Raw genomic sequence first — 16,957 nt, 5'->3', positions numbered from 1 at the left:
TACCTATATAATTTCGCTTTTTCGATATACAGGCAGGCGAGTAATGACTGTGAATGGCATCTGCCGGCATACTTCTAATGTGCCCCCAATGACTTTTGTACGCTCAAGCATACCGCTGAGACCGAGTCCTTGTTTGCCGATGCCGGGCATATTCCCAGCTGTATGTGCTTCGACTGCAACTTCCCCGTTGTTCGAAACCTCCATGCATACCTCATGATCATCATAAGTAAGGAGCACTTCCACCTGATCAGCATGTCCATGCCGGATGGCATTGGTGATAGCTTCGCGCGCATTCTTGTACAGAACAACCTGCTGGCTAGGGTACAACGGATAGGGAAGACCTTTTGTTCGTAATCGAGTTATAATACCGGTCTCGCGACCTGTTTCTTCGAGCAGGCGATCCAGTGCATAGGCATCTGCCAGCTGCCTTCCTGGGTTCATTCGTTTCACGGCAGACCGCATTTCGTCCATGCTGCTTCCGAGTTGATCACGAATCTGATGCAGCAGTTCCATCCCCCGATTCACATCTTGAGGAACCGTATAGATAGCGGCTTCCATCATCATCTTAACTCGAATGAGTCGGTGTCCAATGTCATCATGAAGCTGATGGGATATCCGATTTCGTTCATCGGCTTGAGCAGCAGCTTCAATCTGATGGGCGAATTGCTGCATTCGACTCCGAGCCTCTTCGAGTTCAAAATGCTTCCTTCTCAGCTCATCGTATAACCGAAGGGTATCTTCTTTACTTCCTGAAGTGTTGTGTAGAACCCCGATAAACACCGTGACCATTATGAGTAGTAGGTTAGCGGATATGACCCATACAATCTCATGCCCTTGAAGGGAAACATTCAGTATGATCAGATGAATGCCAAGTAGAACATACCGGAGAAATGGATGGGATAAGAAAAGATATATCAAGGCCGTCGACATCGATACGAAAATCATTAGCATACCGTAATGTTGGCACAGCCATCCTGCAATAATGAGTTCCACAATAACGCCTAAAATAATCACAGGGCTAGATTTAATGAAGCGACCAAGCACAGCCAGTGCAAGGAATAGTAGGATGAAGACCGTGTACCAGTCGTAATGGTCGATTCCGTCTACATAGAGCCCAATTGCAGCAGGAATCAAAATAAGACCAAACCGAAGCGAAGCAAGAGAGTGGGGCATAGGTGAGTAGACTCCCTTTTTCCATAAATTAGGCAAACGCGTGAATTTGGTTTCATTATATCACACGAAGCTGTTTTGACAGGAGGTGACTTTGGTCACCTATAGAAATGACTTAATCTACCTTCGAGGTTGCTTCTTGCCAGGTACAATGAAATCAAGATAAAGAACAACGGACAACAGAATGGAGTGAAGGATAATGACATTCTTACAGATGAACGATGTGGTCAAACGTTATGGAAGCAAGCTTTCGGTGGATCACTTAAACTTGAGCATAAACGAAGGCGAGATTTTTGGGTTGTTAGGTCCGAATGGTGCTGGCAAAAGTACAACGATTAACATGATCTGTGGATTGCTTAAATCAGACCAGGGGCATATTGAGGTTGATGGCATATCTGTTAAAGATCGACCTTTGGAAGTGAAAAAGAGAATCGGCCTTGTGCCCCAGGATCTTGCACTTTATGAGAGTATGTCTGCTGCAGATAATGTATCCTTTTTCGCAAAGCTCTACGGTCTGCGCGGGAAACTTATGAAGGAGAGAGTAGAAGAGGCTCTGGCGTTTGTTGGCCTTCAGGACAGAGCGAAGGAAACGCCTTCAACCTTCTCCGGAGGAATGAAGCGTAGGCTTAATATTGCGTGTGCAATTATGCACCGCCCCAAGCTAATTATTATGGATGAGCCGACCGTTGGTATCGATCCACAGTCTCGGAATCATATTTTGGACTCGGTAAGAAAGCTGAACGAATTAGGTTCTACAGTCATTTATACAAGTCACTATATGGAAGAGGTTTCTGCGATCAGTGACCGGGTTGCCATCATGGATAAAGGGCATGTGATTGCATGCGGTACACAGCAGGAGCTGAGGGAACGGGTAGCTCGTGAAGAGAAAATTGTGCTAACAGCTGATGGCATCACACAGGATGTGGTAAGTGAGCTAAGCATGCATCCGCGTATAACCCGCGTGATCCAGAATGAGAAAGAGATGGAGATCTATCTGCCATCTGCACAAAATGATTTACAGGATGTTTTATTTATTTGCAGTAAACATGAGGTCGTTATTCAGACAATCAAATGCGAAGAACCGGATCTCGAGACACTTTTCCTCAGCCTGACCGGGCGAACGCTACGAGACTAATCTTACGGAAGCGAGAAGAAGGAGGGCACTACTGTGAACATGAGAACCATTGCATGGTTTGAATTGAGAAGAATGTCTCGGAGTCGGACCGTATTATTTAATCTATTTATGCTACCGATGATTCTGATCTTTATATTGGGGACAGCACTATCTAGTTTTTTTGGCATCAACGAAGATTATGTCCCGGAGAAAGTGAAGGTGGGGTTCATCGGCATTGAGACGAGTGACTCGCTTCCAGCAAGTCTAAATGCCTTTATGGAGGAGCCGGCGATTGCTGAAGTGTTGATTCCATCTATGGGTATGACACGTGATGAAGTGGAGAGTAAGCTTCGTTTAGGTGAAATTGATGTTGCGGTTGTGATACCAAGTGAATTTGAAACTCAGATTTTTTCAGGTGGTAAGGTTCAGCTTGAAATGATCCTTGGAAAAAGCCATACACGTAATGTGATAGCTCAGTCGATGCTCGGCACATTTATGGATGAAGCCAATAGCAAGCAGGCGCAGGCTTTAATCATGGGACCTGAAGTGTTTGCAAAGGGAGACTCAACAGCATTTGAAAGACCTTCCTATATAGAGAGTGGAAAGCTGAATGAACAAGGAAAGGTCTATACAGCTGCTCAGTACTATGCTGCCTCGATGTTAATTATGTTTCTGCTCTATTCGGGATTGATGGCTAGCAATAGTCTTTTGGGAGAAAAAGAAGGAAACACGCTCTATCGATTACAGTCGTTGCCGGTTTCGAATGTGACTATTTTTTCGGGCAAAATTCTAGGTTGCAGCCTTGTGACTTTGATTCAGGCCATCATCATTATTGGTGGATCAAGTCTGTTGTATGGCGTCAATTGGGGAGACCATGTGGGGTTGCTTTTACTAATATGCATTCTAATCACACTGGCTTCTATGACGATAGCTATCATCATAGCGTTGGTTACAAAATCAGCTTCAACGGCCACAGCGGTTATCCAAGCGCTCATTGTTGCGATGACTTTCTTGAGTGGAGGGTTTACTCCGCTTCCGGTCGATTTTATCCGACAGCTTGGTGAGTTTACGGTTAACCACTGGGCGTTACAAGGTATTTTGCACATGATGCTGAATGCGGATATATCAGAGATCCTGACGAGTGTCGGAGCTTTGGCCGCTATATCACTAGGTTTGTTAGCTGGGGCAGTCCTTACTTATCGAAAGGTGGGGTACCATGCATAGTCTTACGATTGCTTGGCAGATGATTAAACGAACATTAGGACGCAGAAAAGGATGGATCTCTTACGTTATCATACCGTGTGCTGTGGTGACAGGTGCCGTGGCACTCCTTGGAAATGATGAGACCACGAGTGTACCTATTGCTTACGTTAACTCCGACGCGGGTCCGGCTGGCAAGCATCTGATAGAGGAATTGAGTCGTACAAAGGAGTACAGTTTGAAGCCGATCCAGTCGGATGAAGAACTTAAAGAGGACATCATTCAGCAAAAAGGGAAGATTGGGATTGTGATCCCAGAAAACTTTAGTGAGCAGCTTCTTGATGGCAATAAGCCGCAAGTGCAAATGGTTGAACTGACCAGCAGTGAAGCATCCTTTATGGTTAAAATGACGGTGAATGGAACGATTGGACGCATGGAGGATACAGCGGCAGTCATCCGCAGCAGTGATGATAAACAGCAAGCGCCAGAGGCTACTCTTGAAAATGTTTTGAAGCAAATGGAGCTACATCAGTTAGAGGTTGTTAGCACGGATATGGGGCTATACGCCAAGCCGGGACTGAACACGGTGACGGGCTTTACCCTGATGTTCATGATGGGACTCATCGCAAGTTCGGTCATGTTGATCGTGGAGGATCGCAAAATGCGAACCATGTCACGCATCTTTACGGCACCTGTTCGCTCGTACCAAATAGCACTTGGGAATTTCCTGGGCAGTTTCATTTTAGGCGCTATACAGGTCATAGTCGTATTATGTATCTCCAGATTTGTGATTGGTTATGATTACGGCATTCCATTCTTTATGCACTTTCTGATTTTGGCAGCATTTATGCTCGTATCGATGGGTATCGCCAGCACCATTGCAGGTATGATCCGTAATCCTCAGAATGCAGGAGTACTCAACTCCTTGCTCATAACACCAACGTGCATGCTCGGAGGCTGCTTCTGGCCACTGTCCATCATGCCCGATATCCTTAAGAAGATTGCGAACTTTGTTCCTCAAAAATGGGCTATTGAAGCAGTAGAAACCGCCGCGAGTGGAGGTACACTGGTGGATATACAGCTGCCGCTGTTGATCCTTGGTCTAATGGCAGTGATCTTGCTTGCGTTGGGCTCTGTAATTCTGCGGCCAAGTGAGAATAGTGTCAATGCCTAGATATCGTGTAATGATGTAGAACAAAAAGGACGGATTCCTGATCATGAGGATCCGTCCTTTTTTATGATAAGATAAGTTATCTGTTCTTTATTTACGCAGTTGTCTTAACACAGTAATTTCAACGCGGCGGTTTTTCTGCCGCCCTTGTACCGTCTCATTATCGGCAGCAGGGCGGGTGTCTGCATAACCCGCATATTGAAAACTGCTGGGGTCTAGCTTGCTTACATCGAGAAAATAACGCAGGACAGACATCGCACGGGCACCTGATAGTTCCCAATTGTCTTTGTACTCAGAGTAGCGACCGACGGGAACGGTGTCGGTATGGCCCTCAATGCTGACCGTCGTATGCAGGTCCCGGAACAGGCTCGCGAGCTTACCTAGCACGGGGTCAGCACCGTCTTTCAGCTCAGCCCTACCAGGGGGAAATAGAAAGCGATCACTAAGTGTGATGGCAATGCCTTGAGGCTCGTCTGAAATAAAAATATCGTTATGAAGTTGATTATCCTGCACATATTGTTTAATTACTTGCATGAAGTCTGCGAGCTCTTCTTCCTGTTTACGGAAAGCCAGTTCCCGATCACTTAATGGCTCGGGGTCTTTCTCACCCGTTGTATCCGTTTGGGGATTCTTATGTTTCTCGGTATCCGCTGTTCCGGTTAAACCTGATCCTTGCTCCAGGATGGAGTCTCCACTTTTGAAAGTGGATTGCAAGGATTCCGTAACGAGCTTATATTTTTCCGTATCGAGCCGACTCATCGCATACATGACAACAAAAAAGATAAGTAACAGCGTGATCAGATCAGCATACGTGATCATCCAGCGATCCTGTTGTTCGCTTCCGCTACTCCGTTTGCGACGTTTTTTTCTAATCGGTTGTCTCATGGGTTGTCCCCCTTGCCTCCGGTTTGCGAGATAAACTGCTATCAGAAGTGTAGGATGCAAGCTTTTTGCGCACGAGAAGCGGGTGTTCACCGTTCTGTACAGCTAGAATTCCTTCAAGGAGCAGCTCCATATTCTGAATTTCTTCTTCGCCACGTGCTTTAATCTTGGATGCAATGGGAAGAAAGATAATATTAGCGCTTGCGACACCATATAGTGTGGCTGTGAAAGCAACGGCAATGGATGGACCGAGCTGCGTCGGCTCTTGCAGACTTCCTAAGACATGGATCAGTCCCATCACGGTACCGATGATTCCCATGGTTGGAGCATATCCACCAGCAGACTCGAATATTTTGGCGTAGTTTTCATGCTTCTGCTCAGTCGCTTCAATTTCAAGCTCTAGGATTTGTTGAACGAGTTCTGCATCGGTACCATCGACGACCATTTGAATGCCTTCCCGTAAGAAAGGATCGGGATGTTCAGAAGAGGATTGTTCTAACGCGAGTACACCGTCTTTACGGGCAATAACGGCCATATGCACGAGATCTTCAATGAGTTCTTGAGGTAGACGGGTACGGCGTCCGAAGGCAACGCGGAGGGCAGTTGGGATTTTCTTAAGTCTGGAGGCTGGGAAGCTTATCATGACAGCGGCAAAAGTACCGCCGAACACGATAAGAGCCGCAGTGCCTTGTAACAGTCCGCTAATATGTCCGCCTTCCCATAGGAAGCCTCCAATTAATGCGATGAGGCCAGCTATTATACCGATAATCGTAGTTAAGTCCATGTTGTTGAACCATCTCCTTCTATATAAGAGTTATATATATATTGTTTGCATACAAAAAACGAAGAGAGTATAATTAAGGGGAACACGCATTCTTATTGTTGGAATGTTCAGGGATCCATTTCCCTTCATATTATTATCGGGAAATTTCGACAGAACCTTTAATATACCTATTCTAGACGATAAGGGTGATATTGGACAAATGAGTGATATAGTTGTCAGTACGAAATCCTTTGAAATTGAGTCGGAATTTCAGCCGCAGGGCGACCAGCCCCGCGCGATAACCGAGTTGGTTGAAGGGATACAAGAAGGTAAGAAGCATCAGACACTGCTTGGTGCTACAGGTACGGGTAAGACATTTACGATTGCACAGACCATCGCTAAGTTAAACCGGCCAACACTGGTCATTGCGCATAACAAGACGCTAGCTGCACAGCTGGCAAGTGAGTTTAAGGAGTTCTTCCCGAACAACTCTGTTGATTATTTCGTAAGTTATTACGATTACTATCAACCAGAAGCTTATATCCCTTCTTCAGACACATATATAGAGAAGGATTCAAGTATTAACGAAGAGATCGATAAACTTCGCCACTCTGCCACGAGCTCATTGTTTGAGCGTCGTGACGTGATTATTGTGGCAAGTGTGTCTTGCATATATGGTTTAGGTTCACCGCAGGAGTATTCAGAGTTGCTACTCTCCTTGCGGGTAGGTATGGAGAAGCCGCGCAATCAGATTTTGTCGCGGCTTGTTGATATTCAGTATCAGCGGAACGACATCAATTTCGTGCGTGGTACGTTCCGCGTGCGTGGCGATGTCATAGAGATATTCCCTGCTTCGAAGGGAGAACATGCCGTACGTGTAGAATTGTTCGGAGATGAGATCGAACGGATCACAGAGATTGATGTTCTGACCGGAGAGCTTGTTGGGGAACGTGAGCATGTTGCGATCTTTCCGGCCTCTCACTTCGTCACCCGGGAGGAGACGATGCGCGTAGCACTCGTCAACATTGAACGGGAACTGGAAGAGCGGCTCGAAGTGCTTCGTGCGGAAGGCAAACTGCTGGAGGCGCAGCGCTTGGAGCAGCGTACACGTTATGATATTGAGATGATGAAGGAAGTTGGTTTCTGCTCCGGTATCGAGAACTATTCTGGACCGCTGACTTTCCGGGAACCAGGAGCTACTCCGTTTACTTTAATGGACTATTTCCCAGACGATATGCTGATTGTCGTGGATGAGTCCCATGTGACGCTGCCACAGATCCGAGCTATGTATAACGGTGACCGTGCTCGTAAAACGGTGCTCGTGGATCACGGCTTCCGTCTGCCTTCTGCGCTGGATAACCGACCACTGAAGTTTGAAGAGTTTGAGGAGAAAGTTAAACAGATTATTTATGTATCGGCTACACCAGGTCCATATGAGCTGGAACACTGCGATACAATGGTGGAACAGATCATCCGTCCAACGGGGCTTCTCGATCCGCTAATTGATGTAAGACCGTCCGAAGGTCAGATTGATGATCTGATTGGTGAGATTCATACCCGGATTGAACGTGATGAACGCGTTCTTGTGACAACCCTGACGAAGAAGATGTCAGAGGATTTGACGGATTATTTGAAGGAGATTGGAATCAAAGTTCGATATTTGCATTCGGATATCAAGACGTTTGAACGGATGCAGATTTTGCGTGATCTTCGGCTGGGTACATTCCATGTACTTATCGGAATCAACTTACTAAGAGAGGGACTGGATCTTCCCGAGGTTTCTCTGGTTGCTATCTTGGATGCCGATAAGGAGGGCTTCCTTCGCTCTGATCGCTCGTTGATTCAGACGATTGGACGTGCGGCGAGGAACTCAGAAGGTCAGGTAATCATGTATGGTGATAAGATTACAGACTCAATGGATCGAGCGATCAAAGAGACTAGTCGTCGCCGTAGTGTGCAAGAAGCTTATAATGAAGAACATGGTATAACACCGCAGACCATTCGCAAGAAAGTGCGTGATGTCATCGAGGCTACGAAGGTGGCTGAGAGTAAAGCGGATTATCTCACAGGCACAGCGGGCAAGATGTCTAAGAAGGATCGTCAGGCTGTGATTGAGCGTCTAGAAGCCGAGATGAAAGAAGCTGCGAAGAATTTGCAGTTCGAACGAGCGGCAGAGCTTCGTGATGCATTACTTGAGCTGAAGGCTGAATAGTGCAGATGTGGATGTACTACAGACGAGTCATTTTGACTCTTGAGAAATATATAGTAAGGCAACGTGAAGCAGTGAGGAGAGGATAACTTTTGGCGATTGAGAATATCGTGATTAAGGGCGCTCGCGCCCATAACTTGAAAAATATCGACGTAACGATCCCGAGGGATAAGTTCGTGGTGCTCACTGGACTAAGTGGTTCCGGGAAATCATCCCTAGCGTTCGATACGATTTATGCGGAAGGACAGCGCCGCTATGTAGAGTCACTGTCCGCTTACGCGCGACAGTTCTTGGGTCAGATGGAGAAGCCTGATGTCGATTCAATTGAAGGATTATCTCCAGCCATTTCTATTGATCAGAAGACGACAAGCCGTAATCCGCGTTCCACCGTGGGAACCGTAACGGAGATTTATGATTACCTAAGGTTGTTGTTTGCTCGCATTGGTCACCCCCACTGTCCGGTGCATGGTATTGAGATTACATCCCAGACCGTTGAACAGATGGTAGACCGCATTATCCAGTACCCGGAGAAGACTCGTTTACAGATTCTTGCGCCAGTGATTACAGGACGTAAGGGGGAGCACAAGAGTTTATTCGCAGATATCGCGAAGCAGGGCTTCGTGCGTGTTCGTGTCGATGGTGAACTGCGTGATCTTTCCGATAATATTGAGCTTGAGAAGAATAAGAAACACACGATCGAAGTCGTCGTGGACCGGATTGTCGTTAAACCGGATATCGAAGCTCGATTGGCGGATTCGATTGAAACGGCGCTTAACTTATCGGGTGGTCAGCTTCTGGTAGACATTATGGGGCAAGAGGAGCTTCGGTTTAGCTCCAACTTTGCATGTCCTGTTTGTGGGTTTAGTATGGAGGAGCTATCTCCGCGGATGTTTTCTTTTAATACGCCGTTCGGAGCTTGTCCAGATTGTGATGGTTTGGGTGTAGAAATGATTGTTGACCCGGACTTGTTAGTCCCGGATACAAGCAAGAGTATTGAGGATGGGGCTTTTCAGGCATGGGCTGGTGGCACATCGAACTACTACCCTCAATTTCTGAAGTCTGTCTGCGAGCACTATGATATTCCAAGGGATGTCCCGGTGAGTGAGCTTAGCTCAGAGCATATGGATAAACTGCTGTACGGTACTGGAAACCAGAAGGTTCATTTTAAATACGAGAATGATTTTGGCCAAAAGAAAGAGGCGTTTGTTACGTTTGAAGGGATTATCCCGAACCTCGAACGCCGCTACCGTGATACTAATTCCGAAGGGATTCGGGAATATATCGAAGGGTACATGAGCTCAAAGCCTTGTGATGTATGTAAGGGACACCGTCTGAAGAAGGAAAGCTTAGCGGTGACAATTAACGGGCAGAACATGGCTTATGCGACCAGTCTATCGATCGGTGAGGCGACTCGTTTCTTCGAAAGTCTGGACCTTACACCGAAAGAGAAACAGATTGCGAATCTGATCTTGAAAGAGATCAACAGCCGTTTAGGTTTCTTGGTTAATGTCGGTCTCGATTATTTAACACTAAGCCGCTCGGCAGGTACTTTGTCCGGCGGGGAAGCCCAGCGTATTCGACTTGCAACCCAGATTGGCTCAAGCTTGATGGGTGTTCTCTACATTTTGGACGAGCCGAGTATTGGGCTTCATCAACGGGATAACGACCGCTTGATCTCTACACTTGAGCATATGCGTGACCTCGGGAATACGCTGATCGTTGTAGAACATGATGAAGATACGATGATGGCTGCGGACTATATTATTGATATTGGTCCAGGTGCTGGTATCCATGGTGGGCAGATTATTGCCCAAGGTACGCCGAAGGAGATTATGGAGGATGAGAACTCTCTGACCGGGCAGTACCTGAGTGGACGTAAGTTCATTCCGGTGAATAGTACACGCCGCAAGACGGATGATCGCTGGTTAGAAATCCGGGGAGCCAAGGAGAATAATCTTAAGAATATCAATGTCAAAATTCCAATCGGTGTCTTTACGGCAGTTACCGGCGTGTCTGGTTCTGGTAAATCCACACTTGTGAATGAGATTCTGTATAAGACGCTTGCGCGTGACCTAAACAGAGCTCGGGTTCGTCCTGGGCAATATAAGGAAATGCGTGGCCTGGAGCATATCGAGAAGGTTATCGATATCGACCAATCCCCAATCGGACGAACACCACGCTCGAACCCAGCGACCTATACGGGAGTGTTTGATGATATTCGCGACATTTTCTCTCAGACAAATGAAGCGAAGATTCGCGGCTATAAGAAAGGCCGCTTCAGCTTTAACGTTAAGGGTGGACGCTGTGAGGCGTGCCGTGGTGACGGAATCATCAAGATTGAGATGCACTTCTTACCAGACATTTACGTACCATGTGAGGTATGTAAGGGTAAGCGATACAATCGTGAGACATTAGAAGTGAAGTATAAAGGGAAGAATATTTCCGATGTGTTGGAGATGACAGTTGAAGATGCAACGGAATTCTTCGTTAATATCCCTAAGATTCATCGGAAGATGCAGACGCTTATGGATGTAGGGCTTGGGTACATCAAGTTAGGACAACCTGCAACGACACTATCGGGTGGGGAAGCCCAGCGTGTGAAGCTTGCTTCCGAGTTGTATCGTCGTAGTACGGGCAAGACGATGTACATTCTCGATGAACCGACCACGGGCTTGCATGTCGATGATATTGATCGTTTGCTTGTTGTACTCCATCGATTGGTGGACTCTGGTGAATCGGTGCTTGTCATCGAGCATAATCTCGATGTGATTAAGACAGCCGATTATCTGATCGATCTTGGACCGGAAGGCGGCAGCGGCGGGGGTACCATCATTGCTACCGGTACGCCTGAGCAGATCGTGAAAGTACCTGAATCCTACACCGGTAAATATCTGAAGCCAATTCTAGAACGTGATACGAAACGGACTGAGGATTGGAATAAAGAGAATATGGTTAAAGAAGAAACAACAGTGAAATAAGTGAAATGTTTATAATAGAGAGCGGACCCATGGAACAAGTGATGTTGTGTGACGGGTAATCATCTAACTTGACGGGAGCTCTTCAAGAATGAACAAAAGCGAAGTCCTTGGATCACAAGGCTTCGCTTTTTTTGTGTTGTAAATCGAAATGGTGGAGAAAATCTTTGAAAAACACGAATGATTATAGAAGAAAACACGGGGTCAAGGAAGGAAGTCATGAAGCAAGTGATAAAAATGGCTAAAAATGAGAAAAAATTATGACTTTTTTACCTTTTTTGGAATGAAGGGCTTGCATCCGAGCGTGGGCGCGGATAACATAGAGGAAGATATGTGAAAATGCCCGAGAAACCACGAGGAGGTACGTCCCAATGTTCCTTGCAGCAGCTGCGGAAGCCGGTTCAAATTTTAAGACATTTGATATTTTCATGATTTTGTTTACGATTTTGATTTTTATCGGAGTAGTTCGGTTGCTAACTGCCCGCCAGAAAAATAAATTTGCGATTGCTTTTGGCATTGTTAGTCTGCTAGTTTTCTTGTACTCGGACTATGCGATGATTACCAATTGGTTCAGTACCAATTAGGAAATGTAGAAGTTACATAAGAGGGTGTCCTGCTGTTAACACAGTGTGGACGCCTTTTTTTTTGTCGAAAGACAGTAGTTGCATAATTACAGATGTATAAAAAGTTAAATTAGGACTTCCAGCAATTGTATGGGTTTTAGTCGTATGGTACATTGAGGAGTACACGTAGCCGTGTGGCTAACGTTCGGGAGAGGAACGGGTGAAGAGATGAATAGTTCTGAGAAGATAAAAATGGTAGGAACGCTGCTAAGTGTTTCACTTTTGGTCGGTACGGGGATGTCCTCGATATCGATTAAAGAGGTAGAAGCGCAGTCCGCCAGAAGTAGTACAAGCAGTGCCCCTACATACACACAGGATCCAGTTCCACAGGTGATTAAGAACTTGTCTCCGTCGGTTGTTGGGATTATAGGAAAGACAACCTCGGGAAGCTCCCAAAGTAGCGAAGATCGTTATAATCTGGCACACGGAACAGGCGTTATCCTGAAATCCGATGGCTGGATTGTTACGAATGCTCATGTGGTGAACGAGCTTACAGGTATTACGGTAGTTACTGCGGACGGTAAAACATACAAAGTTACTAAGGTGCTTAGTGATAGCATCAGTGATATAGCATTAATAAAAATCAATGCCAAATCTCTAAAGCCTGCTCGATTTGCTGATAGTAGCAAGGTCGCTCAAGTTGGTGAGAAGGTTGTTGCGATTGGTACACCCATTTCATTCTCGCTTCGTAATTCGGCTTCCGTTGGTGTCGTAAGTGGACTAGATCGAAGTGTGGATGGTGCCTATCGTTTGCTACAGACCGATACAGCGATTAACCCAGGGAATAGCGGTGGGCCCCTTGTGAATATGAAGGGTGAGGTTATCGGGATAAATACGATGAAATTTTCTGCAGTTGGGATTGAGAATATGGGGTTCTCCATTCCTACAGAAACCGTTCAATATGTCATTGGTCATTTACTTAAATATGGAGAAGTGAAGCGTGCAGCTTTGGGGCTCGAACTGGAGGAAAGCTGGTCAGCCATCGTAGGACTCCCAAGTGATGACCCACTTACGGTTACGAAAGTTATATCTAGCCAAGCGAAAAAAGCTAGAATCAAGGAAGATGATGTAATCTACGCCATCAATGGTAAGCGGGTGTACTCGAACGTGGATATTAATGAAATGCTAAAGAGCTTTATGCCAGGCTCCAAGGTCAATGTATTAATGCAGAGTGACGGAGATATTGTGAACCGCAGACTTACACTTAGTAGTGGAGCCGAGTATGATGCCGTCGCAGCTTCTGAGCCAGAAGGAGAGGAACTGTAATGAAGAAGGAAGAACGGACAGTTCATACAAAGATATGGCGTGCATCTACTGGACTACTGACTGCTGTTGTATTAAGCGCCTCATTGGCATTGCCAGTATGGGGAGACTCGGTGGAGAAGCGAGTTCTTACAGTGAAGCAAGGTAGCAGTACGGCGGTAGTGAATGGGAATTCTTATACCATTGCCAAGCCGTTGATCAAGCAAGGTACCTTGATGGTTCCTGTTGGTGTGTTCAAAAAAGCATTTGGCACCGTGATTAAGTTGGAGGGCAACAGCCGTATTCGTGTTCTCCAAGGACCACATGCTGTAGTCATGTCAATTGGCAGTACGACAGCTTGGGTTGACGGGAAAAAGATTGTTCTACCGATAGAGCCCCAGATGGTTGCCGGAACGCTGATGGTTCCGCTGCGCTCCGTAGCAGAGGGGATCGGTGCTAAAGTGACTAAGGACAAGAGTGGTAAGCTTAGCATCAGCCTAGGGGTAACGGATAAAGATGAGCCACAGACGAACACAAGTATAGATGGCACGGCAGGTAAGACACGTATTGGTAACAGTTATTACGAATGGAGTATGAACTACCCTTCAGGCATGGTGATCGGGGGCGGGGCAGATGATGAGAGTGTATCGGTATTCGCGGATGCGACCGGACGTTACTATTTGGAGGTTCATGCGACGGAGCAGCAGGTAAAGCTCGATACAGAGGATCTTCTGCTGAAGCTTGAAAAAGAGGCTCACAGCTCCGGTGATGTTGTATTAGACCGTGAAACTGTGACACAGGTACCTGTACCTTATGCGCGAATTATTTCTAAGGATTCTGAGGGGTTACTATGGGAAGTTCGGGCCTACTATGCGAACGATAAGGTGTATGGCATTTATTTTGCCGATGGAGATGCTTCTCATTATAAAGACCTTGATAAATACGCTGGGCTACTCAATTCCTTTAAACCATCATTTAACGCAGGGGATAAGACACTAAAGGATCTTTCTTCGATTGAAAATGGACTCCGCAGTGTTATGAATTTGGATTACGGGATTATGGCAAGTGTGCCCGCTCATTGGTCAGTGAACGACCAAGACATGTTCTACGGTGACGAGGAAGACGGTTACCTAGCTATCAGAGTCACCACTGCGCCGGAGGGGACGAAGGGAACGCTCAGCGGTTGGGCTGATCAGATGAAGAGCTATCTTGGTGAGGTTTTTATTCCAGAGTCCTATGAGATTGTTGGAACCAATCCTGTGGAAATCTCAGGTGAGAAGGGTCTCATTCAAGAGGTTCGATACAATTATGGCGATGGATGGGCAACGGAATATGAAGTCATGGTTCAAAAGAATGGCTACAGGTACTATTTAGAATATGTCGTGCCAGAAGGAAAAGAAGAGACCGCCAAGGCATGGAAGAATGTGCTGGAGTCAGTAGATATCGACTACGAAGCTGTTCCGGCTAACTTTGGTCGAATCGCTGAAGAAGAGTATTTAATAGACAAGTCAAAGGTAGCGACAAGAAGTTCAAGTGCTTATCGTTATCAGATTACAGTTCCTCGATATTGGACGGCAATCAGTGATCGTTTTGAATCATACCGAGTGGAGTATAGCTTCATTGGAGGCAACTTTGAAATAACAGCGGACAAGGATCTCGAGGCGGAAGAGTTGGTTAGTGGACTGAAGGACTATTATAAAGAAGCATCTAAAGGTAAGAACAAAGTGAAACTTCTGAGTACAGAGAACATTACATTTGCTGGTGTTCCTGCTGTATCTTTCAAAGCGCACCACGAGAAGAATGGGATCGGATATACTGCGAGACAGATTGTTTTTGAGAACGGCGGGGTGACATACACGCTATCAACTGTAATAAATGATGCGAACGCGACCGAAGCTCAAATAGAGGCAATTGAGGAGACATTGAAATCGTTTGAATTGGTCAAATAGAGAAATGCTATAATAAGATGTTATAATAGAAGTCAGGCCATTTAAATTGGATAGTATCTATAGATAAAGAGCCAACAGTTAACGACTGCTTGGCTCTTTGTATCTTCATCCATATGCGTTAGTTTGAGATTACACTTTATTTTCTTGAGAGGAAGAAGAGATACCTGTATGAGAGAGACTTTAAAAGATATGTTCTCAACGTCGTTTGTACGTTCGGTTGCCGATAAAATGAAAGAGAAATACTCCGATTTCGATAAGGAACGGTTCCAATCACTCGTCTATGATGAGATGTGGGAATCGGAGGAATTTAAGCAGCGTATACGGCATTTAGCCCGTGCGCTCACCGAAACATTGCCGCCTTCCTATGAAGAAGCATTGAGGATTTTGTATGAGGTGGCTCCGGAGTGTAAGGGTATTGAGTATTTGTTTATCCCTGACTTCGTTGAAATGAATGGGATGGAGGATTTTGAGCAATCAATGCAGGCACTGGAAGTGTTTACAATTTACTCGAGTGCAGAGTTTGCGGTTCGGCCGTTTATCATACAGCATCAGGATCGCATGATGGCACAAATGATAGATTGGGCTAAAAGCGATAGTGAGCATGTGCGCAGGCTTGCAAGTGAAGGAAGTCGTCCACGTCTTCCTTGGGGACAGCAGCTACCAGAGCTGATTCGAGATCCTGCTCCTGCACTACCTATTCTTACATTATTGAAGGAAGACCCATCCCTGTATGTGCGAAAGAGTGTGGCGAACCATCTGAACGACATTTCGAAGGACCATCCAGAACTGGTCTTGGAGCTGGCAGGCAAGTGGTATGGTAATCACCCGCATACGGATTGGATTGTAAGGCATGGTCTGCGTACGCTATTAAGACAGGGAGATATAAGAGCGCTTGCTGTGTTTGGCTATGAGGACCTTGAGGAGAACATCGTAGAGGTGATCGGACTTCAAGTAGAATCAGAGGTCATTTCAGTGGGCGAGGATTTGGTGTTTTCCTTTACATTACTGAATGGGACCGATCAACAGCGCTCGTTGCGCATTGATTATGAGATTGGATATATGAAGGCGAATGGGAAGCGAGCACCTAAGCGATATAAGTGTTCTGACAAACCCTATGCTCCTGGAAGACATCATGTGAAGAAAAAACAATCTTTCAAAGTGATTTCCACACGCCGTTTCTATCCTGGCGAACATACTCTCGATATATTGGTGAATGGGAAGCGTATGGCATCTGTATCGTTTGAATTAAAAGCATAGTGGCAAGTGATTGAGGAGGCAGTGTCCCCAATTAGATTAATACTATTTAAGATGCGTAACACATCCGTATGCTCCTAAGCCAGCTGGTCGTAATATTTGTTTTGCGGACTCGGGGGATGTTATTTGGAACGAATGAGTCGTTATGAACATGTTCGTGGCCTGAGAGGCCGTTATTTGTAAATATGAACGGGGAAAAGACTTGTTTTGCAAAAATAGCGGATTCTCAGTCCGCAACAACATGAAATATTGGTGGATTACAGCAAATAACGGATTGCGAGTCCGTTTAAAGTGCTTGTTGAAACGATTCTCGTCTACGAATTTAGCAATTCGTAGAAAAGCTTGGCTTATGCTTCCGTAGTAAGCTTTCCATACGAATTTAGCAATTCGTAGAAAAGCTTTTAG

12 protein-coding genes are annotated in these 16,957 nt (G+C 45.8%); 9 read left to right on the top strand and 3 right to left on the bottom strand.

The annotated features are described in order from the left end of the window. Positions 1–3: 3 nt before the first annotated feature. A complete protein-coding gene (locus ACK8P5_RS23140) occupies positions 4–1,173 on the bottom strand; it encodes a sensor histidine kinase (protein ID WP_422658528.1) in 1,170 nt (389 codons plus the stop codon). A 196-nt stretch (positions 1,174–1,369) separates the two neighbouring features. On the opposite strand from ACK8P5_RS23140, the gene ACK8P5_RS23135 reads away from it, so the two are divergent. From ACK8P5_RS23135 to ACK8P5_RS23125, 3 genes are read left to right on the top strand one after another with little or no spacing between them, the layout of a single operon-like run. Continuing rightward, positions 1,370–2,305 (top strand): ABC transporter ATP-binding protein, encoded by a 936-nt coding sequence (locus ACK8P5_RS23135; protein ID WP_422658527.1) that lies wholly within the window; start codon positions 1,370–1,372, stop codon positions 2,303–2,305. Positions 2,306–2,344: 39 nt separating this feature from the next. Beyond that, the gene (locus ACK8P5_RS23130) at positions 2,345–3,508 is read left to right on the top strand and encodes an ABC transporter permease (RefSeq protein ID WP_422661556.1); all 1,164 of its coding nucleotides are present in this window, start codon (positions 2,345–2,347) and stop codon (positions 3,506–3,508) included. Beyond that, positions 3,501–4,658: an ABC transporter permease gene (locus ACK8P5_RS23125; RefSeq protein WP_422658526.1), complete on the top strand. Its 1,158-nt coding sequence runs from the start codon at positions 3,501–3,503 to the stop codon at positions 4,656–4,658. Before ACK8P5_RS23130 ends, ACK8P5_RS23125 begins: the two co-directional genes overlap by 8 nt. An 87-nt stretch (positions 4,659–4,745) precedes the next feature. Here the strand turns inward: ACK8P5_RS23125 and ACK8P5_RS23120 are convergent, their stop codons facing one another. After that, on the bottom strand, positions 4,746–5,540 hold the full coding sequence (locus ACK8P5_RS23120) for a flagellar motor protein MotB (RefSeq protein WP_422658525.1): 795 nt from the start codon (positions 5,538–5,540) through the stop codon (positions 4,746–4,748). Next, the gene (locus tag ACK8P5_RS23115; protein WP_422658524.1) at positions 5,524–6,321 is read right to left on the bottom strand and encodes a flagellar motor protein; all 798 of its coding nucleotides are present in this window, start codon (positions 6,319–6,321) and stop codon (positions 5,524–5,526) included. The genes ACK8P5_RS23120 and ACK8P5_RS23115 overlap by 17 nt, the downstream gene beginning before the upstream one ends. Positions 6,322–6,520: 199 nt before the next feature. On the opposite strand from ACK8P5_RS23115, the gene uvrB reads away from it, so the two are divergent. The 6 genes from uvrB (at position 6,521) to ACK8P5_RS23085 (ending at position 16,555) form a co-directional block, all read left to right on the top strand. After that, positions 6,521–8,512, top strand: a complete 1,992-nt coding sequence (gene uvrB, locus ACK8P5_RS23110; RefSeq protein ID WP_422658523.1) for an excinuclease ABC subunit UvrB — start codon at positions 6,521–6,523, stop codon at positions 8,510–8,512. An 89-nt stretch (positions 8,513–8,601) separates the two neighbouring features. Then, positions 8,602–11,487: an excinuclease ABC subunit UvrA gene (gene uvrA / locus ACK8P5_RS23105; protein WP_422658522.1), complete on the top strand. Its 2,886-nt coding sequence runs from the start codon at positions 8,602–8,604 to the stop codon at positions 11,485–11,487. 368 nt (positions 11,488–11,855) lie between these two features. Next, the gene (locus ACK8P5_RS23100) at positions 11,856–12,068 is read left to right on the top strand and encodes a hypothetical protein (RefSeq protein ID WP_422658521.1); all 213 of its coding nucleotides are present in this window, start codon (positions 11,856–11,858) and stop codon (positions 12,066–12,068) included. Positions 12,069–12,344: 276 nt separating this feature from the next. Beyond that, positions 12,345–13,373: a S1C family serine protease gene (locus ACK8P5_RS23095; protein WP_422661555.1), complete on the top strand. Its 1,029-nt coding sequence runs from the start codon at positions 12,345–12,347 to the stop codon at positions 13,371–13,373. Beyond that, complete coding sequence (locus ACK8P5_RS23090) at positions 13,373–15,298, top strand: stalk domain-containing protein (protein ID WP_422658520.1); 1,926 nt, start codon at positions 13,373–13,375, stop codon at positions 15,296–15,298. The genes ACK8P5_RS23095 and ACK8P5_RS23090 overlap by 1 nt, the downstream gene beginning before the upstream one ends. A gap of 168 nt (positions 15,299–15,466) precedes the next feature. Beyond that, positions 15,467–16,555, top strand: coding sequence for a DNA alkylation repair protein (locus tag ACK8P5_RS23085; RefSeq protein WP_422658519.1), 1,089 nt, complete (start codon positions 15,467–15,469; stop codon positions 16,553–16,555). The last annotated feature ends 402 nt before the right edge of the window (positions 16,556–16,957 follow it).

Origin of the sequence: Paenibacillus sp. EC2-1 (assembly GCF_049311625.1) — a bacterium.
In the GTDB taxonomy this organism is placed as follows: domain Bacteria; phylum Bacillota; class Bacilli; order Paenibacillales; family Paenibacillaceae; genus Paenibacillus_AQ.
This window is presented reverse-complemented; position numbering and strand designations above follow the sequence as displayed.